3 protein-coding genes and 1 pseudogene are annotated in these 4520 nt (G+C 65.5%); all 4 read left to right on the top strand.

Going from position 1 to position 4520, the window contains the following annotated elements:
* Nucleotides 1-52 precede the first annotated feature (52 nt).
* Nucleotides 53-1454: pseudogene (gene radA, locus EN884_RS26835) on the top strand (DNA repair protein RadA).
* Nucleotides 1455-1517: 63 nt separating this feature from the next.
* Entirely contained in the window at nt 1518-2186 is a 669-nt protein-coding gene (locus tag EN884_RS26830; protein ID WP_013532527.1) for a CvpA family protein, read from the top strand.
* Nucleotides 2187-2291: 105 nt separating this feature from the next.
* Nucleotides 2292-3761 (top strand): amidophosphoribosyltransferase, encoded by a 1470-nt coding sequence (gene purF / locus EN884_RS26825; protein WP_013532528.1) that lies wholly within the window; start codon nt 2292-2294, stop codon nt 3759-3761.
* Nucleotides 3762-3804: 43 nt separating this feature from the next.
* A partial coding sequence (locus EN884_RS26820; RefSeq protein ID WP_128360824.1) for an SDR family NAD(P)-dependent oxidoreductase occupies nt 3805-4520 on the top strand: 716 nt, incomplete at its 3' end.

Below are 4520 nucleotides of genomic sequence, written 5' to 3'. Positions count from 1 at the left end.
GGCCAGAGAGGGGCGCTGCCCCGCCAGCCTGTCACGGCGTGGCTTCCATCTAATGGCCAAGTCGCGCGTCCAATTCATCTGCCAAAGTTGCGGATCGGTGCATCAGCGCTGGGCCGGCAAATGCGATGCCTGCGGCGAGTGGAACACGCTGGTCGAGGAAGGCACGTCCGGCGGCATCGGCTCAGGACCAGCCAACACGCGCAACGCCCGCAAGGGACGCGCCGTGGTGCTGACCACGCTGTCCGGCGATATCGAGGACGCGCCACGCATCATCTCGGGCATTGGCGAACTCGATCGCGCCACCGGCGGCGGGTTCGTGCGCGGCTCGGCGCTGCTGGTCGGCGGCGACCCCGGCATCGGCAAGTCGACGCTGCTCACCCAGGCGGCCGCGGCGCTGGCATCAAAAGGCCACCGCATCGTCTATGTCTCGGGCGAAGAGGCGGTCGCGCAGATCAGGCTGCGGGCGCAGCGGCTTGGCGTCGCCTCCTCTCCGGTGGAACTTGCCGCCGAGACCAATGTCGAGGACATCCTGGCGACGATCGCCGACGGCAAGCGGCCTGATCTCGTCATCCTGGATTCGATCCAGACGCTGTGGACCGACCTTGCCGATTCGGCACCCGGAACCGTCACCCAGGTGCGCGCTGCCGCCCAGGCGATGATCCGCTATGCGAAATCCACGGGTGCGGCGATCGTACTGGTCGGCCATGTCACCAAGGAAGGCCAGATCGCCGGGCCGCGCGTCGTCGAGCACATGGTTGACGCCGTGCTCTACTTCGAAGGCGAAGGCGGCCACCACTACCGCATCCTGCGTACGGTGAAGAACCGTTTTGGACCGACCGACGAGATCGGCGTCTTCGAAATGTCGGACAAGGGCCTGCGCGAGGTCGCCAATCCGTCCGAGCTTTTTCTTGGCGAACGCCATGCCAAATCGCCGGGGGCGGCGGTTTTCGCCGGCATGGAGGGGACAAGGCCGGTGCTGGTCGAGATCCAGGCACTGGTCGCACCCTCCTCGCTCGGCACGCCGCGCCGCGCCGTCGTCGGCTGGGACGGCGCCCGGCTGTCGATGATCCTGGCGGTTCTCGAAGCCCATTGCGGGGTGCGATTCGGCAGCCATGATGTCTATCTCAATGTCGCCGGCGGCTACCGGATTTCGGAGCCCGCGGCAGATCTCGCAGTGGCGGCCGCCCTGGTTTCCTCGCTCACCGGTCTTGCCCTTCCCGCCGATTGCGTCTATTTCGGCGAAATCAGCCTTTCGGGCGCCGTGAGGCCGGTTGCGCATGCGCAACAGCGCCTCAAGGAAGCCGAAAAGCTGGGTTTTGGAAGCGCGGTTCTGCCCTCGGGCAGCGGGGAACTGGCCGGGGATCGGGGCCGGTTCTTTCCAGCCGACCGAGCTTGCCGACCTCGTGGCACGCATAGCCGGCTCACGCCGAAGCCGCGTGGACGAAGAAGACTAGAGCATCGGACCCAGAGCCCGATGTTCGGCGCTATAATGCGGCTCATGGAGTGGGGCGAAAGACATGCCGATTACGCTGCTTGACGGAATTCTCGTCGGCTTCACTCTGGTTTCGGCGATGCTCGCCATGGTTCGCGGCTTCTCGCGCGAAGTCCTGTCCGTCGTCTCCTGGGCCGCGGCGGCAGCGGCGGCGTTCTTCTTCTACAAGCCGGTCGTGCCTTACCTCGCTCCCTACATCGAGAATGAAAAGGTCGCCATGGCGGCCGCCGCCGGCGTGGTTTTCATCATCGCGCTGATCGTCGTCTCGGTCATCACCATGAAGCTCGCCGACTGGATCATCGATTCCCGGATCGGCGCGCTCGATCGTACGCTCGGTTTCCTTTACGGCGCCGCGCGCGGCATCCTGGTCGTTGCCGTCGCCCTGCTGTTCTTCAACTGGCTGGCCGGCGCCAAGGCACCAGCCTGGGTCACCGAGGCCAAGTCGCGGCCGCTGCTCGAACAAATCGGCGCCAAGCTCGAAAGCCTGCTGCCCGAGGATCCGGAAAACGCGATCCTCAAGAAGCTCAATCCGAATCAGCCGGCCGCCGAGACGCCAGCTGCTCCGGACGCACCGGCGGCGGATGCTCCGGCGGGCGGCGACGATACCAACACGCCGGCGCCTGACGACAATGACGCAACACCACCGGCGAACAACGCCCCGGCCGCTCCGGCACCGGCGGCACCGGCAAACTGACGCCGAAAAACGGCGTCAGGATCTGACGATGGTGTGAACGACTGCACGGCCCGCGTTGCTTTCGGCGCGAACCCGCATTATATGGCGATTTTAGCGGAGCTTAAGATGGCAGACGCAGACGACGTGCTTTCCGCCGAGGCCGACGACCATTTCCACGACGAATGCGGTGTGTTCGGCATTTTCGGCCGGCAGGACGCTGCGGCCATCGTTACATTGGGCCTGCATGCGCTGCAGCATCGCGGCCAGGAAGCGGCCGGCATCGTTTCCTATGACGGCAGCCAGTTCCATGTCGAACGCCATGTCGGCCTGATCGGCGACACCTTCACCAAGCAGCGCGTCATCGACAGCCTGCAAGGCAACCGCGCCATTGGCCATACGCGCTACGCCACCACGGGCGGCGCCGGCATGCGCAACATCCAGCCCTTTTTCGCCGAATTGGCCGATGGCGGTTTCGCCGTCGCCCACAACGGCAATCTGACCAACGCCATGACCGTGCAGCGCGCGCTGCAGAAGCAAGGCGCGATCTTCTCCTCCACCTCCGATACCGAGACGCTTTTGCACCTCGTCGCCACCAGCAAGGAGCGCGATTTGAACTCGCGTTTCATCGATGCGGTGCGGCAGGTCGAGGGCGCTTTCTCCCTGGTGGCGATGACGGCCAAGAAGATGATCGGCTGCCGCGATCCGCTCGGCATCCGGCCGCTGGTGCTGGGCGATCTCGACGGCGCCTGGATCCTGGCCTCTGAAACCTGCGCGCTCGACATCATCGGTGCGCGTTTCGTGCGCGACCTGAAGCCCGGCGAGATGGTCGTCGTCACGTCCAAGGGCATCGAGAGCCTGTTCCCCTTCGAGCCGCAGAAGACCCGCTTCTGCATCTTCGAATATGTCTATTTCGCGCGGCCGGATTCCTCGGTCGAAGGCCGCAACGTCTATGAGGTGCGCAAGCGTATCGGCGCCGAGCTGGCGGTCGAAAGCCCGGTCGAGGCCGACATCGTCGTGCCGGTGCCGGATTCGGGCACGCCGGCGGCGATCGGCTTCAGCCAGGCGGCCGGCATTCCCTTCGAGCTCGGCATCATCCGCAATCATTATGTCGGCCGCACCTTCATCCAGCCGGGCGATTCGATCCGCCATATGGGCGTCAAGCTGAAGCACAATGCCAACCGGCGCATGATCGAAGGCAAGCGCGTGGTTCTGGTCGACGACAGCATCGTGCGCGGCACCACCAGCCAGAAGATCGTGCAGATGGTGCGCGACGCCGGCGCCAAGGAGGTGCATATGCGCATCGCCTCACCGCCGACACGCGCCTCCTGCTTCTACGGTGTCGACACGCCGGAGAAATCGAAGCTCCTGGCGTCGCGCATGTCGATCGAGGAGATGGCCGAGTTCATTCGCGTCGATTCGCTTGGCTTCCTCACCATTGACGGGCTCTACCGCGCGGTCGGCGAGGCCAGCCGCGACAACGACCAGCCGCAATTCTGCGATGCCTGCTTCACCGGCCAGTACCCGACCCGCCTGCTCGACTTCGAAGGCCACGACAATGTGCGCACGCTGTCGCTGCTGGCGACAAGCGGGACGTAGGCCGGACCGCCATCAGCGTTAGTCAATTCCCGGAATCCATCGCATGACCCTCGACCTTTCCGGCCGCGTTGCGGTCGTCACCGGCGCCTCGCGCGGCATCGGCTATTTCATTGCCAAGGAATTGGCTGCCGCCGGCGCGCATGTCATTGCGGTGGCTCGTACTGTCGGCGGGCTGGAAGAGCTCGACGACCAGATCAAGGCGGCCGGCGGCCAGGCGACACTGGTGCCGCTCGACCTCGCCGACATGGCCGGCATCGACCGCCTGGGCGGCGCCATCCACGAACGCTGGGGCAAGCTCGACATTCTCGTCGCCAATGCCGGCGTGCTCGGCGTCATCTCGCCGATCGGTCATGTCGAAGCAAAAACCTTCGAGAAGGTGATGACCATCAACGTCACCTCGACCTGGCGGCTGATCCGCTCGGTCGACCCTCTGCTGCGGCTCTCCGATGCTGGCCGCGCGATCATCCTGTCTTCCAACGCCGCGCACTCGGCGCGCGCCTTCTGGGCACCCTACGCGGCATCCAAGGCCGCGGTGGAGACGATGATGCGCTCCTGGGCGCATGAGACGCAGAGCCTGCCGCTCAGGGTGAACGCCGCTGACCCCGGCGCCACCCGCACCGCCATGCGGGCCCAGGCAGTGCCGGGCGAAGATCCCGAGACGTTGCCGCATCCCTCCGAGATCGCCAAACGCATCGTGCCGCTGGCCAGCCCGGACCTGAAAGAGACCGGATTGATCTTCCAGGCCAAGCACAATCGCTT

Origin of the sequence: Mesorhizobium sp. M7A.F.Ca.AU.001.01.1.1 (genome assembly GCF_004022735.1) — a bacterium.
Lineage (GTDB): Bacteria > Pseudomonadota > Alphaproteobacteria > Rhizobiales > Rhizobiaceae > Mesorhizobium > Mesorhizobium ciceri.
Note: the sequence above shows the minus strand (reverse complement) of the source record. Positions and strands in the feature narration are given on the sequence as shown.

Coding starts and splice junctions, on each gene's coding strand:
- EN884_RS26830 (WP_013532527.1), top strand. CDS start 1,518: ATGCCGATTACGCTGCTTGACGGAATTCTCGTCGGCTTCACTCTGGTT.
- purF (WP_013532528.1), top strand. CDS start 2,292: ATGGCAGACGCAGACGACGTGCTTTCCGCCGAGGCCGACGACCATTTC.